General features: G+C 42.4%; 20 protein-coding genes. 4 read left to right on the top strand and 16 right to left on the bottom strand.

Annotation, left to right across the window (positions count from 1 at the left end; all coding sequences use genetic code 11):
- Positions 1–111: 111 nt before the first annotated feature.
- Entirely contained in the window at positions 112–2,952 is a 2,841-nt protein-coding gene (locus tag QZ407_RS08110) for an outer membrane beta-barrel family protein (protein ID WP_295769577.1), read from the top strand.
- Between the two features lie 17 nt (positions 2,953–2,969).
- Entirely contained in the window at positions 2,970–3,743 is a 774-nt protein-coding gene (locus QZ407_RS08105; protein WP_295769575.1) for a GLPGLI family protein, read from the top strand.
- A 137-nt stretch (positions 3,744–3,880) separates the two neighbouring features.
- On the opposite strand, the gene QZ407_RS08100 is transcribed toward QZ407_RS08105, so the two are convergent.
- On the bottom strand, positions 3,881–4,147 hold the full coding sequence (locus tag QZ407_RS08100; RefSeq protein WP_295769573.1) for a hypothetical protein: 267 nt from the start codon (positions 4,145–4,147) through the stop codon (positions 3,881–3,883).
- Positions 4,128–4,658: a sigma-70 family RNA polymerase sigma factor gene (locus QZ407_RS08095; protein WP_295769570.1), complete on the bottom strand. Its 531-nt coding sequence runs from the start codon at positions 4,656–4,658 to the stop codon at positions 4,128–4,130. Before QZ407_RS08095 ends, QZ407_RS08100 begins: the two co-directional genes overlap by 20 nt.
- Positions 4,659–4,816: 158 nt before the next feature.
- On the opposite strand from QZ407_RS08095, the gene QZ407_RS08090 reads away from it, so the two are divergent.
- Positions 4,817–7,417 carry a glucosidase gene (locus QZ407_RS08090; protein ID WP_295769568.1) on the top strand — a complete coding sequence of 867 codons (2,601 nt, stop codon included), beginning with the start codon at positions 4,817–4,819 and terminating at the stop codon, positions 7,415–7,417.
- A gap of 83 nt (positions 7,418–7,500) precedes the next feature.
- Positions 7,501–8,271, top strand: a complete 771-nt coding sequence (locus QZ407_RS08085) for a glucose 1-dehydrogenase (RefSeq protein WP_295769565.1) — start codon at positions 7,501–7,503, stop codon at positions 8,269–8,271.
- A 29-nt stretch (positions 8,272–8,300) separates the two neighbouring features.
- Here the strand turns inward: QZ407_RS08085 and QZ407_RS08080 are convergent, their stop codons facing one another.
- From QZ407_RS08080 to moaC, 14 genes are all read right to left on the bottom strand, one after another.
- Complete coding sequence (locus tag QZ407_RS08080; protein WP_295769563.1) at positions 8,301–8,993, bottom strand: GDSL-type esterase/lipase family protein; 693 nt, start codon at positions 8,991–8,993, stop codon at positions 8,301–8,303.
- 47 nt (positions 8,994–9,040) lie between these two features.
- On the bottom strand, positions 9,041–9,634 hold the full coding sequence (locus tag QZ407_RS08075) for a nucleotidyltransferase family protein (protein ID WP_295769560.1): 594 nt from the start codon (positions 9,632–9,634) through the stop codon (positions 9,041–9,043).
- Complete coding sequence (locus QZ407_RS08070) at positions 9,631–10,791, bottom strand: XdhC/CoxI family protein (RefSeq protein ID WP_295769558.1); 1,161 nt, start codon at positions 10,789–10,791, stop codon at positions 9,631–9,633. Before QZ407_RS08070 ends, QZ407_RS08075 begins: the two co-directional genes overlap by 4 nt.
- An 86-nt stretch (positions 10,792–10,877) precedes the next feature.
- Positions 10,878–12,068, bottom strand: coding sequence for a molybdopterin molybdotransferase MoeA (locus QZ407_RS08065; protein ID WP_295769556.1), 1,191 nt, complete (start codon positions 12,066–12,068; stop codon positions 10,878–10,880).
- A complete protein-coding gene (locus QZ407_RS08060; RefSeq protein ID WP_295769554.1) occupies positions 12,065–13,231 on the bottom strand; it encodes a HesA/MoeB/ThiF family protein in 1,167 nt (388 codons plus the stop codon). Before QZ407_RS08060 ends, QZ407_RS08065 begins: the two co-directional genes overlap by 4 nt.
- Positions 13,232–13,291: 60 nt before the next feature.
- Positions 13,292–14,284 (bottom strand): GTP 3',8-cyclase MoaA, encoded by a 993-nt coding sequence (gene moaA, locus QZ407_RS08055; protein ID WP_295769552.1) that lies wholly within the window; start codon positions 14,282–14,284, stop codon positions 13,292–13,294.
- 9 nt (positions 14,285–14,293) lie between these two features.
- Positions 14,294–14,704 carry a molybdenum cofactor biosynthesis protein MoaE gene (locus tag QZ407_RS08050; RefSeq protein ID WP_295769549.1) on the bottom strand — a complete coding sequence of 137 codons (411 nt, stop codon included), beginning with the start codon at positions 14,702–14,704 and terminating at the stop codon, positions 14,294–14,296.
- A 2-nt stretch (positions 14,705–14,706) separates the two neighbouring features.
- Complete coding sequence (moaD, locus tag QZ407_RS08045; RefSeq protein WP_295769546.1) at positions 14,707–14,946, bottom strand: molybdopterin converting factor subunit 1; 240 nt, start codon at positions 14,944–14,946, stop codon at positions 14,707–14,709.
- A gap of 55 nt (positions 14,947–15,001) precedes the next feature.
- Positions 15,002–15,856 (bottom strand): ATP-binding cassette domain-containing protein, encoded by an 855-nt coding sequence (locus QZ407_RS08040; protein WP_295769543.1) that lies wholly within the window; start codon positions 15,854–15,856, stop codon positions 15,002–15,004.
- On the bottom strand, positions 15,853–16,524 hold the full coding sequence (gene modB / locus QZ407_RS08035) for a molybdate ABC transporter permease subunit (protein WP_295769541.1): 672 nt from the start codon (positions 16,522–16,524) through the stop codon (positions 15,853–15,855). Before modB ends, QZ407_RS08040 begins: the two co-directional genes overlap by 4 nt.
- Before the next feature lie 53 nt (positions 16,525–16,577).
- The gene (gene modA / locus QZ407_RS08030) at positions 16,578–17,312 is read right to left on the bottom strand and encodes a molybdate ABC transporter substrate-binding protein (protein ID WP_295769538.1); all 735 of its coding nucleotides are present in this window, start codon (positions 17,310–17,312) and stop codon (positions 16,578–16,580) included.
- 3 nt (positions 17,313–17,315) lie between these two features.
- On the bottom strand, positions 17,316–17,798 hold the full coding sequence (locus QZ407_RS08025) for a molybdopterin-dependent oxidoreductase (RefSeq protein WP_295769536.1): 483 nt from the start codon (positions 17,796–17,798) through the stop codon (positions 17,316–17,318).
- Between the two features lie 33 nt (positions 17,799–17,831).
- Complete coding sequence (locus QZ407_RS08020; protein WP_295769534.1) at positions 17,832–18,980, bottom strand: NTP transferase domain-containing protein; 1,149 nt, start codon at positions 18,978–18,980, stop codon at positions 17,832–17,834.
- The gene (moaC, locus tag QZ407_RS08015) at positions 18,973–19,461 is read right to left on the bottom strand and encodes a cyclic pyranopterin monophosphate synthase MoaC (protein ID WP_295769532.1); all 489 of its coding nucleotides are present in this window, start codon (positions 19,459–19,461) and stop codon (positions 18,973–18,975) included. The genes QZ407_RS08020 and moaC overlap by 8 nt, the downstream gene beginning before the upstream one ends.
- Positions 19,462–19,746: the final 285 nt, after the last annotated feature.

Here is a 19,746-nt window from a genome sequence, read left to right as displayed (position 1 = left end):
CTTTAAAGCACCCCATTTTCTTGTTAATAAATGTTAAATAATCGTTTAAACATGAAATCAATTTCGGTGACTAACTTTTTAGTTATATCTTAATCGCCGTAACCTTATTTCATGAAATACACACTGACCGTCCTCCTCGCATTATTGCTTTGCAAGCTGAGTTTTGCTCAAACTGTTTATTCGGTAAAAGGCTCAACCGCCGATACCATTTCTAACGTAAAGCTTACAAATGCCACTATTTCGGTGCTTAACGCCAAAGATTCTACCCTGCGTGCCTTTACGCGTGCTGCAGCTGATGGTAGTTTTTTTATCAACAAAAAGCTTGGCAAAGGCAAGTTCATTTTACTGGCTACCTATCCTAAATATGCCGATTATGTAGAAGAGTTTACGCTCGACTCGGCTCATGCCACGCACAACTTTGGCCGCATAAGTATGATACTTAAAGCCAAACTGCTTGAAGGTGTTATTGTTAAAGGCACACGCGCAGCAATTAAAATTAAAGGTGATACTACGGAGTATAATGCATCGAGCTTTACGGTGCAACCCGGCGCTAAGGTTGAAGACCTGCTTAAACAGCTACCCGGCATACAGGTTGACAAAGACGGTAAAATTACTGCCCAGGGACAGTCTGTGCCAAAAGTATTGGTTGATGGTGAAGAGTTTTTTGGCGATGACCCTACCCTTGTTACCAAAAACCTGCGTGCCGATATGGTTGACAAGGTGCAGCTATACGATAAATCAAGCGATCAGGCTGCGTTTACGGGTATTGACGATGGACAGAAGACCAAAACCATTAACATTAAACTTAAGGAAGATAAAAAGAACGGCTATTTTGGCAAGGCTGATGCTGGTATAGGTACTAAAGACTTTTACTCGGGCCAGTTGGCGGTAAACAAGTTCGCCGGGAAAGAAAAGATGTCGGCCTACGGTACCATTGCTAACACCGGTAAAACCGGGTTGGGATGGGAAGATGCCAATAAGTTTGGCACCTCTAACAACAACGTTGAATTTAATGACGGCGGCATTTCTATATTCTCTAACAGCAGTGATGAAATTGAAGGCTGGGGCGGACAATACAGTGGGGAAGGTATACCTAAAGCGCGCGCCGGAGGTTTGCATTATGATAACAAATGGAACAGCGATAAGCAAACCATTAATGGTAATTACAAAATTGGCTCGCTTGGCGTAGTTGGCACGCGCAATACACAAACGCAAAACAACCTTCCGTCGGGTACGGTTGATGCCAACGGCGACCAAAGTTTTGTTAAAACCAATTCTGATTCGCGGTTCAACAATTACATTTTCCGTCAAAAACTTGATGCTGCTTACACGTTAAAAATCGACAGCTTATCAAACCTGAAGTTCACTTTAGACGGGACCCTTAAAAACACCGAAACTGAAACGAACTCTTTATCAACAAGCACGCGTGAAAACGGATCGTTGCTAAACCGTAATGATAACCGCCTTAACGTTGACGGAGATCAAAAGACATTCAACTTTAGTGCTTTATACACTAAGAAGTTCAAAAAAGCAGGCCGTACGCTATCTGTAAACATCAGTGAGTCATTAGATCGTACCAACAATACCGGCTTCTTATTTTCAGACATTGACATTTATGACGAAAGCGGTACTCAAACCAGCGGACAACTGACTGATCAGCGCAAGGTAAACACCATTAAGTCAAACATGCTTAACAGTAACATTACCTATACCGAGCCGTTCTCGAAATACTTTTCGCTGATGGCAAATTACGGTATTGGTGTGAGCAGCAGCGATGCCGACCGCCGTTCACTTAATCGTGCGTCAAATGGTGAGTACACCTTACTTGATCCTTTATTAAGCAACCATTATCAGCTTGACCAGCTAACTAATCAAACCGGCGCCATCTTCAACTACAAAAAGGATAAAACCACCTTTAACTTTGGTACTAAAGTGGCTTTTGTAAAATTTGGCCAGGAGAATATGTATACAGGCGAGCAGTTTGACCGCAACTTTACCAACTGGAATCCGCAGGCTACTTATCAGTACCGTTTTTCACAGCAAAAATCTTTCAGGTTTAACTACAACGGTAACACCCGCCAGCCTACCATTGATCAGATACAACCCATACGCAATAACAATGATCCGCTTAACCTGGTTGTTGGTAACCCTGGTTTAACACCATCATTCACCAACCGTTTCCAAGTAAGTTATAACTCTTACAAAGTGTTAAGCAACCGTTCGGTATGGATAAACGGCTCATACTCGTTAACCTCTAACCCTATTGTTAGCAATGTTAACTTTGACAGGGCCACAGGTATAAGTACCCGTCGCTATTCAAACTTAAGCGGCGAAACGCCTACCAGCTTTAACCTGTATGCACAAACCGATATGAAGGTGAAATTTTTATTCGGTATGAACGTGGGTGTAAACGTATCAACAAATGGCAATACCTCATTTAACCAGGTTACTCAAAACGGTATTGAACAAACCAATCGTACCCGTAATAATACCTACCAGGTTGGCCTGAATTTATCACGCTATGTTGAAAAGAAATTTGATTTTTACGCCAACTTCGGCCCAAGCTACAACACCAGCGTATCTTCATTAAACCCTAATACTAACAATAACGGACGAGGCTTTAACGGTTTCCATTACCTCAATGTGTACCTTCCTTTAAAAGTGCAACTAGGTGCCGAAGGCGAATACCAGTACCGTGCAGCTACGCAAACATTTAATGAAGACTTTAGCCGCTACCTGTTAACTCTTAATCTTACCAAATCGTTCTTTAAAGAACAAAACCTTAAGGTAAGAATTAATGTAAACGACGTATTTAATCAAAACCAGGGCTTTAGCCGTAATGCATCAGGTAACTATATTACGCAAAACAGCTACACTACTATTAAACGCTACTTCCTGTTCTCATTAATATATGAGTTTAATAAAATGGGCGGTGGTGCACCTAAACAATAACCTTCATCATTATAATTATGAATATAAAAAGTATAATTACAGTATTTGCCTTGATGCTGGTTGGCGGCAGCGTAATGGCACAAAACGCTCATTTTACCGAAAACGGAACTATTGAGTACGAGAAGACTATCAATATGTACGCCATCATGAAAAAGCGTATTAATAAAGATAATGAAAGCTACATGCAACCGGCCTATGATGCGTTTCGCAAAAACCAGCCGCAGTTTAAAAAGCTTACAAGCACACTTACTTTTAGTGATAATAAAACTTTGTACACGCCTAAACCTGATGACGGTCCGCAAAACTTTTGGGGTGCAGTAATGGTGGCACAAAACAACACCACTGCAACAGACCTTAATGCGTCAACAAGCGTTATACAAAAAAAAGTTTACGAGGAAACCTTTTTGGTCAAAGACAGCATACGCAACATTAACTGGAAAATAACTGATGAAACGCGCGAAATTGCCGGCTTTAATTGTCGCCGTGCCAATGCATTAATTATGGACTCCATTTACGTAGTTGCTTTTTACACCGAGCAGATTGCCGTATCGGGCGGTCCGGAAAACTTTAGCGGTTTACCCGGCATGATATTAGGCGTTGCATTACCACACGAAAACATTACCTGGTTTGCTACCAAAGTTACTGATGTTGCCATTCCACCTGCCAAGTTGGCTGCGCCCGCTAAAGGCAAAGTGGTAAACAACAAACAGCTGAGAGCTACTTTGGGCGAGGCCATGAAAGATTGGGGCCAATACGCCAAGGACGAATACAAAGCATTTATGCTCGAATAACAAAACATCGTACAAACTCAAATTTGCCATTTCGACTTTAAGAGAATCTTTTCGAAGCGGTGATTTAATCAATCCCTAGAAAGATCTCTCACTATAGTTCGAGATGACATTTTTTTTGAAGCATACTTAAACGAGCGTTATTTGAACAACCTGTAAATCCGCTCCCTGAAACTTACATGCTCAGGGGCGGCAAACACTTGCTTTTCAACTGCCGCAATTTGCGCCTTTAGCTGCTTGCGCCCGCGTATTTTAATTAAACTATGCACTTGCTGCTGCCATTGCAGCGTTTGCTGTAGCTCGGGGTTAAGTACAAAGCGGGCATCCATCAATAGCTTATCTTGCGGTGATAGCTGTTTGAGCAGGTACAAGTCTATTTGTCGGGTGTCATTCGCAGAAATCTTCATATACCAGTGCTTTTTCTTTAACCGTATTGCGTACTTTCTCCAAACACTTGTGCTTTTGCACCGTGGCCGACCGCTCTCCTGATAGTTCAAAGCGTGCAGCTATTTCCTTCATGTTTTTCTTATCATAATAAAATGCCTGCAGCATGTCCATACAACGTTTCCCGGCGGCTTCAAGGTAGCGCAGCAAACGCTTAGCCGACGGAACCAGTGGCTCCTCGTCAGCCAGGTCAGAATAATTAAGTACATCATCACTCGTAGTATTCTGCTTTTTTCGGCTGTGGTGGTACCATAAGTGCTTGGTGATACCCAGCAGGTAGGCCTTTTCGTTGCGTGCAACATCGGCATTACCCGCAACCGTTCTCTCGTAGTAAATTACAAGCGCATCCTGAAAAATATCCTTTGCCTCGTCAAGGCTACCGTTTTGCTTACTAACGTACCGTGCCACCGCCGGAAAGGCTGTGAGATATAGCTGCTTGAGCCACTCCTGTTGTTTGCCGTTATTTAAATCCATCAATTTATCCCTTTTTTAGCAGGTGTGCAATTTGCTCAAGGTATCACCTAAAATTCGGATAAATATCTTCAAATAGTAAAACGTTTCATTTTAACTACTTTGTAATAACACCGAATTTTTAAAAGTATATATTGCATTAATCGTTTCAACATATGCCTATGAATGCTGAACAAACCCGCCTGCAAAACCATTATGCAGGCAAAACTAACTGGCTTAAATGGGGGCCTTACCTTTCTGAGCGTCAATGGGGAACCGTACGCGAAGATTATAGTGCCGACGGTAACGCATGGAATTATGTAAGCCATGATGCAGCCCGTAGTAAAGCTTACCGCTGGGGCGAAGAAGGCATTGCCGGTATAAGTGACGACTGCCAAACGCTATGCGTGAGCCTTGCCCTTTGGAACGGTAAAGATGCTATTTTAAAAGAACGCCTTTTTGGGCTAACCAATGCCGAAGGCAATCATGGCGAAGATGTTAAAGAACTATATTACTACCTTGATAGTACGCCTACGCACAGCTACCTCAAAATGCTGTACAAATATCCGCAGCAGGCGTTTCCATACAGCAGGCTGCTTGATGAAAACCGCAAGCGCGGCAAGCATGAACCTGAGTTTGAGTTGATAGATACCGGCATTTTTGACCATGATGAATACTTTGACGTTTTTGCTGAGTACGCCAAGCAAAGTGAGGAAGATATACTAATACGCTACACCATACATAACCGCGGATTGGCTGATGCCGAATTGCACATACTTCCGCAAATATGGTTCAGAAACAATTGGCTTACCCATGAGAAAAAGCCCGAAATATTATCGCAGGGAAACAATACGCTTTTAATAAGATGCCCTGAACTGCAAGATTATCATTGCTATGCCGATGGTACCGCCGAAGTACTGTTTACCGAAAATGAAACTAATAATAAGCGCCTGTATAACTCAGAAAATACAGGCTATGTGAAAGATGGAATTAACAACCGCGTAGTTAACAACGATACTGGTGCGGTTAACCCAAATGGCGTGGGCACCAAAGCTGCACTTTGGTATAAGCTTAATGTACCGGCTAAAAAAAGCGTTACCGTTAAACTAAAGCTTTGCAAACAAAAACAAAGTGAGCCTTTTGCAGCCTTTGATGAGGTTTTTACCACCCGAATTGCCGAAGCTAATGAGTTTTATGCGCCTTTACATAGCAGCAACGCAAGCCCCGATGCCAAACTGGTACAGCGCCAGGCCTGGGCGGGCATGCTATGGAGCAAGCAATTTTACAGTTATAACCTTAAACGCTGGTTAGATGGCGATGTTGGGGAACCCTCGCCACCACTCAGCAGGCGTAACGGCCGTAATAACCATTGGAAACACTTTGTAGCCGAAGATATTATTTCGATGCCTGATAAGTGGGAATATCCTTGGTTTGCGGCCTGGGACCTGGCTTTTCATTGTATTGCGCTGGCTCCGCTTGATGCCGGTTTTGCCAAAAACCAATTAAAACTGCTGGTGAGCGCCAATTACATTCACCCCAACGGACAGCTACCGGCTTACGAGTGGGATTTTGGCGATGTAAACCCGCCGGTGCATGCATTAGCTACCTGGGAGGTTTTTGAAATGGAACGCAAAGCCATCGGCTCCGGCGACCTGGTATTTTTGGAAGAGGTTTTTCAAAAACTCACCATGAACTTTACCTGGTGGGTAAACCGTAAAGACAGCGAAGGCAACAACATTTTTGAAGGTGGCTTTCTAGGGCTTGATAACATAGGTGTATTTAACCGCAGTGCACCTGTACCGGGTGGCGGCTTTTTAGAACAGGCAGATGGTACCAGTTGGATGGCCATGTACTCGCTCAATATGATGCGCATTGCTATGGAACTGGCGCTGCATAATAGCGCTTACGAAAGTATGGCCATTAAGTTTGCCGAACACTTTTTATACATAGCCGGTTCGCTGGCTGATATGGGCGAAGACTCGCAAGGCTTGTGGGATGATGAAGATGGTTTTTACTATGACTTGCTCCGCCGACCTGATTGCACGTGGGACCGTCTGCGCATACGTACGCTGGTGGGTTTGATTCCGTTGTTTGCTGTTGAGGTATTTGAAGAAGCCAAGTGGCAAAGCCTGCCTAACCTGGTAAAGCGGCTCGACTGGTTTATGAAGCAGCGGCCCGACCTGGTAAATTTAGTTAGCCGGTGGAAGGATGTACAAGGCAATCAAACACACCTGTTTTCGCTACTGCGCGGCCATCGCATGAAACTGCTGCTAAAACGTATGCTTGATGAGAATGAATTTTTGTCGCCATACGGCATACGGTCGGTATCAAAAATTTATGAAAAACAACCTTTTCAGTACTGGCTTGGCGGCGAAGACTTTTCAGTAAAATATACACCAGCCGAAAGCGACAGTAACATGTTTGGTGGCAACAGCAACTGGCGTGGCCCCGTATGGATGCCGCTTAACTACCTGCTGGTTGAATCGTTATACCGTTTTCATGAGTACTACACTGATGATTTTAAGGTAGAATGCCCGGCAGGATCAGGGCACTATGCCACCCTTGCCGATATTGCCCAGGGACTAGGAAACAGGCTGAAAAATATTTTCCTACGAAACGATAAAGGTGAACGGCCTATGTTTGGTGGTCATCCCAAATTAAACCATGATGAGCATTTTAAAGACTACATTTTATTCCATGAATATTTTCACGGCGATAATGGAAAGGGCTTAGGTGCAAGCCATCAAACCGGGTGGACCGGATTGGTAGCATTGCTAAAGTAGCCATCAAAGCATAAAAACTTTATTTTAAGGCAAACCAGCGAACGCTTTTTACCTTGTATATACGTACAACTTAAAACTATACTATGATTAGGTTTGAAAACAAAGTAGCATTAGTAACCGGCAGCAGCCAGGGCATTGGTGCAGCCTGTGCAATACGTTTGGCTGCCGATGGTGCAGATGTAATACTCAATGGCCGTAAACTTGATGAACGCGGCGAAACATTGATTAAACAGATAACAGACATGGGTCGCAAAGCTCATTTCATTGCAGCCGATGTAAGTAAGGCCTCAAATGTAGTACAGTTGGTAAATGATGCCATAGCAGTTTACGGGCAGTTAGATATATTGGTAAATAACGCAGGCGTTGAAAAAAACAATGACTTTTGGAACGTTACAGAAGAAGAGTATGATTTTGTAATGGATACCAATTTAAAAGGCGTATTTTTTGGGATACAGGCCTTTGTAAAGTACTGTATGAACGAAAAACGTGAAGGTGTTATAGTGAATATGAGTTCGGTGCATGAGGAAATTGTGTTCCCGCACTTTGCGGCATATTGCGCCAGTAAAGGAGGGTTAAAAATGCTTACACGCAACTTAGCTACTGAGCTGGCTCATTTAGACATAAGGGTGAATAACGTGGCTCCGGGGGCAATTGCTACACCAATTAATCAAAAACTGCTTAACAACAAGGAGCAACTTAACAGCGTGTTAGAAAACATACCCATGAAAAAAATGGGTACACCTGAGGATGTGGCCGCACTGGTTGCCTTTTTATGTTCAGACGATGCCAAATACATCACCGGCTCAACTCACTTTGTTGATGGAGGTTTAACTTATCATTACGAAGAGCAGTAGTAGTTATGCCCGGGGGGTTTACAAGGCTATTACAACAGCGAATTGATTGTATTAGCTGCATATTTAGCAAACACCCTTGCCCCGTAAGGCGATAAGTGAATAGGGTCAGTTATACCATTGGGGAACATGATAAACTTGCCTGCAGGAACGATAAGATACAATTCCCGGTGCTGTTCATCATCAAGCTCAACGCGTAATTGATGAGAGTAATTGGTTATATCAATAACTGGTAAATGATGACTGGCTGCCAGCCTTCTTATTGCTTGCGGGAAAGCTCCATGGCTATCATTTACACCGTAAATATTTATGGGGGTGCTTAATACAACCCGGGCACCCTTATGCTGTAATTGCTCAATAAACTTAAACAGATAGCTTTCGAAGGTGGCAGTGGCTGTAGCGTCGTCACCTTTGTCGTTATGAGTAAAGCCGATAACGGCTATATCACCATTTTTAACGTTTGAAAGCACCTTTTTAAAGTAACCATCCTCGTAAAACGTACGTGCGCTGGCTCCGTTTCGGGCCTTATTGTAAACCTTTACCTTATCTGTATTTAATAATGCGTAAAGTTGCTCTCCCCAACCTGATCTTGGATATTTATACCATGGCTGGGGAGCCATTAACGAGTCACCCAACAAATGAATACGCCTTTGCGGAAACAGGTTACGTTTAATGCGCTCAACAGCTAATGAGCACGCAAAAAGCAATTTATTTATCAAGTTCATATTACTTGTGAGAGGTAATCATATCAAGTATTTAATACAATTTATAATCAACAATTGAATTGCCCATGTTTAAGCATTTCGTAATCTACCGGAGTATCAATATCAACTTTACCTTTTTCAAAATTTTGAACAATTACTTCATTGGAATGATCGGCAATCAGCTTTTTAGCGCCTTGTTCGCCGGTTAAAGATAATAGAGAATTGAAGTAACTCCTGCTAAATATTGCCGGAACCCCGATACTATCGGCATAGCCACAAGCTACAATATACTTTGCCGCATCGGGTTTTAATTGAATAAGGTTATTTAATAATGAGGCATCGGCAAAAGGCTGATCGCAAAGCATGATTAAAGCACTGCCAACATCCTTGTTGGCTGATAATGCTTCAACTCCGGTATTTATTGAGGACGCCATTCCCAGCTGCCAGTCATGGTTGTAAAGTATATTTACCGGCAAGTTCGAAAGCTCATCAGTAATCTCATCGGCATGTGACCCGAGGACTACGTACACACCTGCACTTTCAACGCCAAGAGCCGCATTAATAGCATTTTGCAAAAGCGTGCCATTGTTATATGGAAGCTGCTGCTTAGGCCGCCCCATACGTGTTGACGATCCTGCAGCGAGAATAATAATTCCGGTCATAGATTTTCGTGATTTACGGGTAAAGCTGCCATTTCCCGGGAATGTATACCCGTAGCTTTATCTCGCAGCGATGTTCCCTTGCACTGTTGTAGTACCGCTTGTATTTCGGAAAGTATTGAAAGCGCTATTTCATCCGGTGTTTGCGCACCTATATCCAGGCCGGTTGGTCCGTAAACAGTTTTCAGTTGATCTGCCGTTATATCCAAGCCATCATCAAGCAGCTCATTCAGCATGCGCTGTAGTTTCTTTTTAGGTCCAAGGCTGCCAACATAAGCTAACTGTAGCGGCAACAACTGACGAAGTATAGCCAAATCATAGTTGTAGTTATGCGTCATTAACACTGCAACTGTAAAAGCGTCTATATCAATGTAAGAAAGTGCTTCCGTAGCCTTTTCACAAAGCATACGCCTGGCCCGTGGAAAACGCGATGCAACCGCGTAATTTGCCCGCCCATCAACCACGGTTACATGCCACCCTAAAACGGCGGCTATTTCAACCAATGGTAAAGCATCATTACCTGCTCCAAAAACCAGTAGTGATACAGCGGGTTTCAATATTTCAATAAAAGCTGTGTATTCAGTACCATCTTCGCTGTAATAGATTTTTGTATGTGGTTTACCTGCTTTTATAACCTCTTTAGCATCATTCTGCAACGAAACAGACAGTGTTGTATCAGTACCACTATATAATACATCATCATTGCTTAAAAAAAGTATGGTTCCGGGTTGAGGTAACTTACGGTCGGCCAGTGAAAAGAGTGTTACAATAACCGCTTGCCTGCGCTTAGTTAAAAACCTTTTAAACAAACCTATAGGGTTATGCTCTTTGGCATCATATACGGGTTCAATTAATATGTGAATGATACCATTACAGCCCAAACCAACGCCTAATTTAGCATCGTCATCATCGGTAGTATCATATGTGACCAACATTGGCTGTTGCTGAGCCATTACTAACCTGGCTTTTCGCAAGGCATCGCCTTCTAAACAACCGCCGCTAATGGCTCCTGTAAGTTGTCCATCTTCGGTAACCAGCATACGGGCACCTGCCCTGCGGTACGATGATCCTTCTACCTGCACTACCGTAGCCAATGCCGTTTGCTTTCCTTGCTGCAAAGCAATATCATACGCCTTAACTATATCTTCAAGTTCTTTCATAGGTATAGCGTAAACTTATGAAATTAATACGTTGATGAAAAGATTGCTCAACTTTTACCAGTGAAACACATTGCTTTCACACAGTACTAATCAAACAGGTGCACATTAAATAAACGTCCGGCGGCAAATGTATCTTCACTAGCCGGTAGACTTATAAAGCCATCCGCTTTCATTAAATTAACCATATCGCCTGATGTTGACATATCTACAGGCTCGGCTAAAACGCTACCATTTGTGTTAATTAGCTTAACTAACAGATGACAGGTAAGCTGTGGTTTAAATGTTGTTGTTTTACTTAATAATGCAGCTACTACAGATGCCGAAACTCCCAGGCATCTGCTTAACCAGGCTTTGAAATAAAGCTGGTAACAAACCCAGGTTGAAACCGGGTTGCCAGGGAAACCAAATACAAGCGGCCCTGCGTTAAACCTACCAAATAATAGCGGTTTGCCGGGCTTTTGGGCTATGCTATGAAAGAGTGTTTGCATACCCAACTGTTGCAAAACCTGTGGCAGGTAATCAAACTTGCCCTTTGATACAGCGCCCGAAAACAGCAGTACATCATATTGCTGCAGCATTTTTTGCATTTGCTGTTCCATTGCAACAGGCTCATCAGGCAAATGATAGGCAGTAGCATTAATACCTGCTTGCTGTAATGCGGTCAACAGCATGTAGCAGTTTGATTGACGTATTTGATGTGGCAAAGGCTGTGCATTAACCGGTACCAGTTCATCACCTGTTGAACACACGGCAATGCGCGGCATGCGGTAAACTGCAACATTAGCTAAGCCAACTGTAGCCATTGTTGCCACAATTGCGGGCGTTATTTTGATACCGGAAATTACCAGTATTTCCCCCGCTTTTTCGTCGGTTGCCTGTAAATGCACATTCTGCCAAGGCGAAACAGCGTTAATGTTTACCGTTGCAACGTTGTTACCTATTATAATATCTTCATATCTTATAACCGCATCGGTGCCAAACGGCAACATAGCGCCTGTCATAATTTCAATGCAATGGCTTGTATTATCAAGTTGCTTTTGAGGATGGCCGGCCGGTTGAATACTTTCAATTATGAACGAACGGGTACCTGCTTGAAAAGCTTGGTTACTGATAGCAATGCCATCCATAGTTGCCCTGTTAAAAGGCGGAAAATCTCGGTCAGCTTTTACATCCTGCGCCAATATACGTCCCACCGATTGCAGCAATGGCACCATTTCAATACCAAAGCTTGATGCATGCTGCCTTACAATATCCAACGCTTCACCAACTGATATCATACAGTGCCTCCTCCGCCATTTTGTAAACCGGGTGAAATCATATACTCATCGTCAAATTCATCTTCCCAATATTCCATACCGCCTAAAACGCTGTAAATTTCAGCCTGCGGATATTTTTGCTGTAGCATTTGCGCGGTGCTGTTGCTTCGGGCTCCTTTTTGACAGAACATGACTATGGGCTCTTTAGCATTTACCTTAATTTGCCCTGCATTGAACTGGTTGTAGGGCACAGATACGGCGCCGGTCAAATGTCCGGTTATAAAATCTTTTAACTCGCGTACGTCTATCAGCTGAAATTTCTTTCCGCTTTCATACCAATCAAATAATTCATCAACTGAAAGCTTTAATACAGTATTACAAACTACTTCTGCATAACTATTTTTTAAGGCCGTAATCTGCCTGCTTTCAGGACGAACTTTTAACTTCATTTTATATTGTTCATCCTGCAAAAAATCAAATATCTGCAGGTAGCCGGAGAGCGTTTTGCCTATTCCCGTAATTAGTTTTACTACTTGTAATGCCTGCTGGCTGCCCACTATAGCAGGTGTAACGCCTAATACTCCGGCTGTATTACAATCCGGAATTTCGCCGTTGGCCGGCGGCGTTGGGTACAAACACCGGTAGGTTGGTCCGTTGAGGTAGTTGAATACACTTACATACCCTTCAAACTGCTGCACAGCACCGTATACAAAAGGCTTGTTACTTATTACGCAGGCATCATTTATCAAATAGCGGGTGCTTATGTTATCAGTAGCATCAACCACTATATCATAATTAATTATTATTTCGAGAGCGTTTTTTACAGACAATAATTGATTGTAAGCTTTAAAGCTCACTTGCCTGTTCAGCTTACTTAATTTGTTAACAGCAGTCTCAACCTTACTTTTTCCTACATCATTTTCATTATACAAAACCTGGCGGTGCAAATTGCTCAGGCTAACTACATCGGCATCAATTACGCCTATGGTACCTATGCCCATTCCTGTTAAGTATTGCAACACAGGCACGCCTAAACCACCTGCTCCTACTACCAGCACTCTAGCTTCTTTTAACTTTTGCTGGGCAGACTGGCCAAACCCCGATAATTGAACCTGACGGGAATAACGCCCGGCGCTTTCTGAATCAGGAAACTTATTACTGTTATCAAATTCGTTGTGAGGCATAGATGCAGATTTTAATAAAACTCTAAGCAGCAAAAAGATTGATTATAGCATGGTAAAGCATCAACCACCTAACACCGACATGGACGTATGAGTTGCTCCATTATTGGCGGCCTCAGCATCAAAACCATTTGCTTCGCGAGCGCTTACGGCAGCTATAATACATTTTTCAATTTCTTCAATAGTTGCTCCGCTCCGGAGTATATCTCTGAGATTGGCAGCCGACGGTCCATACAGGCAAGTACGCAGCTCACCGGTGGCCGATAGCCTGATGCGGTTACAGGTTCCGCAAAATGTACGGCTAAAAGAGGGTATAATGCCAAAGCTCCCTTCATAACCCGGAATTTTATAGTTTACAGAAGTTGAACTGTCCTCATTAATCAATGGTGTTACCTCCGTATAGTGCGCAGCAATGTATTCTTGAATACGACGGTAATTCCAGTCAGATAAAACTTGCGAACCATCGCTTCCGTTGAATGGCATTTCTTCCAGAAAACGCACCGATAGCGCATAGTTACGGGTAAGGTCAATAAAGGGAATAATATCCTGGATGTTTTTATTATCAGCCACCACGCAATTCAATTTTACCTTGAAACCGTTATCAAGCAGTTTAAATATGCCTGCATAAACATTTTCAAAGTCGTCGCGCCGGGTAATGTGCATAAAACGATCACGGCTTAACGAATCTAGGCTGATGTTGATCTTAGTAATACCCATTTGCTTTAGCTGTACCTGGTATTTATCTGAAAGCGTTCCGTTACTGGTAACCGTAATTTCACTTAAACCTTGAGTACCGCTTAGTTTTTTTAAAAATGGCATTATACCATTCCTCACAAAGGGCTCGCCACCTGTAATGCGTATTTTGCTTACACCAAGGCGGCAAAAAACATCCGACAGCAACAGCATTTCATCAAATGAAAGCAAATCCTGGCGACGGGAAAAATTTATACCCTCCTCGGGCATGCAGTAATAGCACCTGAAATTGCAACGATCGGTTACCGAAAGCCGCAAGTAGTTCAGCTGTCTGCCGTATTTATCTACCAGTTTGTTGTTCATCGTTTATGATTACGGATGAGCATTCACCCAAACGCTGTTATCTTCAAAGTATTCCTTCTTCCATATAGGAACACTTTTCTTTAATTCATCAATTAAAAAACGGCACGCCTCAAAAGATGCTTCGCGGTGGGCCGATGATACGCCAATAAGTACTACAGGCGTACCTGGCCGCTTGGCTCCGATGGCATGAATAACGGCAACACCAACCAGCGGCCACCTATGCATGGCAATGTTAGCCAGCTTTTCCATTTGTGTAAGTGCCATTGCATCATAGGCCTCAAAATCAAGATGCAAAACTTCTTTGCCTTTAGTTTGGTTGCGTACCGTACCTATAAAAAAATTTACAGCACCAGCCATTGGCGAGTTGAGGTAAGCAAATGCCTCATTAAGGTCAATATGTTCAACTAGTCTAATCAACATCACTATCCGCCGCTAACTGGTGGTATTAACGCAATTTCCTGCGCGGGGCCAATGGCATCTTCATCATTGGCATATTCATTATCAACAGCAATGGCTAACGATTTTAATTGTTTAAACCCCGGGTAATGTACTCCCAACCAATCTTTTAAACCGGCTACGGTATTAATACCTGCATCAGCAGGAACAGTTAACCTACTTTGCCCGGTAATATCTCGTGTAATGCCAAATAGTAAAACGTTCATTATTGTAATAAAAAGCAACAAAATGATTGCGGTAAATTTTGCGGCAGTAGTAAAGTTAAGAAAGCTTTTTTAAAGAAAGGTCAGCCGCGTGTATACTTACTTTACTGCCTATGCTTAAGTCTGCTGTTTGCAATGTTTGCTTTACTTTAATAACATTGCCATCAGCCAGTATAAAAATTTCTGTATGATTTACCTGCACTACTTCGCCAATTAAAGTAAGCTCGTGCTGTGCATCCGGTATGTTAAACAAGCGTGCCGGCGTTTCGTTTTGTTTCACCAAACCGTTATCAAGATGTATAACATTGTCAGCCAGTTTAAAAATTTCAGATACGTTGTGGCTTACCATTATTGTTGTAAGGCCAAACTCATCATGTAATTGTTGTAAATAACTTTGCAAACTTACCCTGTTTATATCATCTAAAGCCGATAATGGCTCATCAAGCAACAGCACTTTAGGCTGCCTTACCAACGCACGCGCAAGTGCCACACGCTGTTTTTGACCGCCCGATAAAAGCTCAGGACGTTGCCGCACGAGGTTATCCAGACCTACCATCTTTAATAACTTGTAAACCTTTGATCTATCTGCATTTTTAGGTAAGGCGTACAGCAGGTTTTCTTCAACGGTCATATTTGGAAAAAGAGCATTGTCTTGAAATACAAAGCCGATATCCCGATTTTGCGGAGGGAGACTTATTTCTTTTACAGAATTAAACCAAGTTACGTCCTCTACCTCAATACAGCCTCCTTCAGGCGGCATAAGACCGGCAATCATTCTCAATAATGAAGTTTTTCCAGCACCTGAGGGGCCATAGATTGCTGTAAATGACTTGCTGGCAATTTGCACATTGACGTTCAGCATACTCTTTCCCTGCGCCATGTGCAGTTGCTTATGTATGTTAATGCTGATCATTGAGTGATACGGTTTTTAAAAATGTGCCTGTTTGTGGTATAAACTATAAGCAAAATAACGAAGGAAATTGCTAGCAATATACCAGCGTAAACATGTGCTGTGCTGAAATTTAATGCCTCAACTTCGTCATAAACGGCAATGGAGGCTACCCGCGTAACACCCGGTATGTTTCCCCCTATCATCAAAACCAAGCCAAATTCACCTAAGGTATGAGCAAAGCTTAAAATCAATCCAGTTAATATGGCCGGTTTAATATTAGGCAGCAACACTTTAAAAAATGTAGTTAAATTACTTTTACCCAATGTTTGCGATGCCTCTTTTAAACTTGAAGGTAAAGCCTCTAAACCTGCCTGAACCGGATGAACCATAAATGGTAAGCTATAAATTACAGAACCGAGCACTAAACCTGTGAATGAAAATATCAAACGCAGACTAAATGCATCGTTGAGCATTTTGCCAAATCCGTTTTGAGGACTAAATGCCAACAACAAATAAAAGCCTAAAACAGATGGCGGCAGTACCAAAGGCAGACTGATTACAGCCTCTGCAACCGATTTTAGTTTCGACTTGCTTCGCGCCAGCCCCGCAGCTATTGGAATACCTATAACAACTAAACACACCGTAGTTACGAGTGCAAGTTTAAAAGTAAGCCACAGCGGTTGATACATTGTTATTAAGATTGGCTACTTGGAAAGTATTTTATTTAATGGCAGCTAAGTACTTATTTATACCCGTAAGCTTTAAAAATGTGTTTGGCGGCTCTACTGAATAAAAACCTATAAAACATAGCGGCGTACTTCATATTTTGCTTATCAGCATTTTTTAATATAACCACGCCCTGGGCAATTGGCTTATACAGCTTGCTGTCAACATCAGTCCAGCTGCCTATGTTTTTGTTTTCACCATGCATTACTACAGCCTTGGCTGTAAATGCAGCATCAGCAACCCCAGTCAATAAATATTGGTTAACCTGGGCTATACTTTCGCCATATACAACTTTGGACTGAAGTGCATTTAATAAGTTAAGCTGTTTTAGAGCCTGCATAGCTGCTGTTCCGTATGGTGCAAGCTTAGGGTTGGCCACTGCAATTTTACTGATGCTTCTTTGAGTGAGCGAAGACATCAAGGGTTGCTTCAACTTTGTAGTCCATAAAACTAACGTACCGTAAGCATAAATTTGAGGCGCCGAAACGGTTAGTTTTTTCTCATAAAGCCTTTGCGGATAAACCATGTCTGCCGACATAAAAACATCAAAAGGAGCGCCCTGCTCTATCTGCGCCGTAAACTTACCCGATGCCCCCACAATTAATTGCATGCTAATACCTGTTTGCTTTTTGAATTCTTTAACAAGAGCCTCACTTACAAACTGTGCATTTGCGGCAACAGCAACACGCAAGTTTTGCGCATGAGTAAATACAGGAAGAAGTAATACGTATAGGGCGATTTTAAATTTCATGGCTTACTTTGCTGTAACCAACTCGATAGCACTTACCTGCCTTACCCAGCGAGAATGTATTTTCTCACCTGCCACTATAATTTGAAAAGGAGCGTCGTTTTCAGGCAAGGCCTTCTTATCTACTTTATAAGCTAGAATTATAGTACGGTTTGCAAATAGCGGATCAATTTCGGACAAGGCATAAATAGCCTTATAATTATCTGCAGCTGTAACTACGATGTAAGATAGAATGGTCTTCCGTTTAGATGAATCACCCAAGGTTACGCCCGCTCTCTTCAAAACATCAGCAAGTGCAGCCCCAGCGTACCTGTGTACTTTTTGATCATGACCTTTAGCCATAACTATGACAGGCTTTAAAGCCATTATCTCAGCTTTGCCCAAGGTTACTGTAGTTATATCCTGCCCGCTTATTGTTATGTTTTGTGCGCTTACATTAACACACAGTATTGTTAGTATAGCAAGCAAACTCAGTTTAATTAGATTCATTGACGTAAGTGTAACGGAACAAGATAAGGCATTTTACTTACACCCCGTTTTTAAATCATCAATAACTGCATCGCGCTCATTGGGCAAATTTATATTCTTAAACTCATTTACATTTGGCGCCTGTAATAACTCCACCTCAGAATTGATTAACACCTTGCGTGGACAAGAGTAACCTTGCGCCAAAAATTGCAATATCACAGCGTAAGCCTTGGGTTCCCAAATAGTAACTAACGGTTCCGGGAACTCATTATTAGCATCAATAAAGCAGGTGGCCAGTTTTGATGTGTTACGATGCTGTACTAAGTAGTTAAGCGTTTCAGCTGTTAGGTATGGCATATCGCAAGCCACGGTTAGCCAGGCTGCATCAGGCCGGCTGCGAAATGCTGAGAGTATGCCTCCTATTGGTCCTAACCCGGCAAAAGTATCAGTTATTACCGGCAATTGTTCGCTGGCCTGTACGTCACCATCAGTTGCATAAGAAATAAATGTGTTTACACAAAAAGAGGTCAGTAATTTATGAACGTACAAACGCTGGCTTTGCCCAAAGTAACTTATACTTCCTTTATCCATTTGCATACGCTCACTCTTGCCGCCCGCCAGCACTAATCCATTGAGCGGAGCCTTACGCTCCTTTAACCATGTGTTTATAAAGGTTGCTATATGTATGGTATCGGTAATTTTTAAAATGGGCGCAGCAAATCCAGATGGAAAATACTCCGAGAGAAAATGTGGCAAGGTTGTAACACCCTCGTTTAGTAATATGAGTTGAACATTGCTAAGCTTTTCAAGTTTTTTGTCAAGCGGCTTTGCGGGGTCAATTACGGCAATTTGAAATTGAGCCGGGAAGTGATTAGCGTTAACCAGCACCAGGTCCTGATCAATAAATAAAGACCTGCTTTGATAAGTATTGAATGTTTGTTTAAGACTTAAACTCCGATGGCTTATTTTATCTACTAATTCAAACGAACCACCATGACTCAGTATTGACTCGTCCTGTTTCTGAGCAGGTTTATGTTCAGCATCAATATAAGCTATTTTGTACATTGACGACAGTTCAACGATGATGGCGTTAGCCAGCTGTCGTATCGCACTACAATTGGTACCTAATATCCCTAGCTCATTGCGGTGAAAGTGGCCAAGAGTTGGTTTACTTAGCTTAATGTGCTTTTGATGTTCAGCCATTATAGTCGCTTTTACCGCCTGTTTTACTTAATAGCTTCGTTTCTTTAATGATGATATCATGCGAAAAAGCTTTGCACATATCGTAAATAGTGAGTGCAGCAATACTCGCCCCCGTCAATGCCTCCATTTCAACGCCTGTTTTTGATGTTACTGATACGGTGCAATGTATCACAACCTCGTAACCTGCATTTAAACTTACGTCGAACTTACAATTTTCTACAGGTAATGGATGACACAGCGGTATAAGATCTGATGTCTTTTTAGCGGCCATAGTACCAGCGATAATTGCTGTTTGAAATACAGGTCCCTTTTTTGTCTGTATGTCATTATTGTCCAGTTGATCGGCAATCTCTTTGTTGAGCAATACAATACTTTGTGCAACTGCTACACGGTGCGCAACCTCCTTGCCGCTCACGTTTACCATAGCAGGCATATTTGTAGCGTCATCAAGATGACTGAATATCTTAGCAGAATCTTCCATGGGCGATGTATTTGCACAAAGCTACGAAGTTATGCTTAAGAAATTGGTTTGGATACTGATGAAGATATTTTAGAGAGAATGATCGTTTTGAGAACCAACCTTTAAGAAAAGCGAATTCATATCTTGAGAATGATTGCTTTCTTTAATTGCAAAGTACGTTTAAACAAGAAACCCCTGACGTTTTAGCAACGACAGGGGTTTATGAACTTGTAAGGGTTGGCGCCGACCTACTCTCCCACATTTTACTGCAGTACCATCGGCTCTGGCGGGCTTAACTTCTCTGTT

The sequence above is a fragment of the uncultured Mucilaginibacter sp. genome (assembly GCF_913773635.1).
Taxonomy (GTDB): Bacteria; Bacteroidota; Bacteroidia; order Sphingobacteriales; family Sphingobacteriaceae; genus Mucilaginibacter.
The sequence above is the reverse complement of the archived record's forward strand: the minus strand, read 5'-3'. Positions and strand labels throughout refer to the sequence as shown.